Origin of the sequence: Bacillus thermotolerans, assembly GCF_000812025.2 — a bacterium.
Classification (GTDB): Bacteria; Bacillota; Bacilli; order Bacillales; family Domibacillaceae; genus Quasibacillus; species Quasibacillus thermotolerans.
Genome location: NZ_JWJE02000116.1, coordinates 1 through 861 on the forward strand (window position 1 = coordinate 1; position 861 = coordinate 861).

1 protein-coding gene is annotated in these 861 nt (G+C 35.0%); it reads left to right on the forward strand.

Annotated features, from left to right (window positions below; translation table 11 throughout):
• The first annotated feature begins 111 nt into the window (after nt 1–111).
• Entirely contained in the window at nt 112–795 is a 684-nt protein-coding gene (locus tag QY97_RS19305) for a hypothetical protein (RefSeq protein ID WP_157761925.1), read from the forward strand.
• Nucleotides 796–861: the final 66 nt, after the last annotated feature.

The following is an 861-nucleotide window of genomic DNA, read 5'->3' on the forward strand; positions in this document are numbered from 1 at the left end:
AAAAAATGATGAATGGTACCATCCATCATTTTTTATAGAGGCCACCAAGCGTAGCGCGGTAGCCTAAAACCCCAACATTTGATTTAGAACCTTTTTAATTGGCGAAAAGAATTGAATTCTATAGTAAAAGGAGTTGAAATTCAAAAAATAGGAACCCCAATTACAATGGTAAAACCCGTTCTCCCGTCATTAGGAATAATGAAAGAAATTTATAATATGCAGCATAGAAATGCGGAAATAATACAAAAGACGCGTTATATATATCATGAAAATACAAACATTTCAAGTTCGGCTAGATGGGCAGTAGGTTGGGTTAATAATGCGACTCCCCCAATAATAAACGCGATAAATAATATCAATTCTTTTCATGCAGAATTAGAAAAGGCTAGCCGGATGGCTGCTTCGGTAGTCGAGCTTAGAAAAATAGTTGAGTTGCCATCGTCAAAATTCGCTAATTTGGCAGCTCAATTCAATAGACAAAATCCGGCTCAATTTGCCGAGATAGTTGATAGGTTTTCGATGCAACCTATCAGCACAAAAAATATAGCTGGAGATTATAAGTATAACGAAGAGTCAAATGATGGTACATTTCAGTTAAAAAAGAGTGTTCGCAATGTTTTATCTAATGAATATGTACAACGTGGTTTTCTTTTGATTATGTATATTGGAGTTGTCAGCGTAGGAGCTGGATTTGATGTACAGGAAACCCTATCTTCTTTAGGTGAATCATTTTTAGCTGGCAAAATATCATCAAAGTTTGATTCAAAAAATGTTTATGGCATCATAAAAATGTAGGTTATGGCACCTAATTTGTGTTGGTCTAAGGGGCTTTACAAATAAAAAAACCACTTGTCAACATTC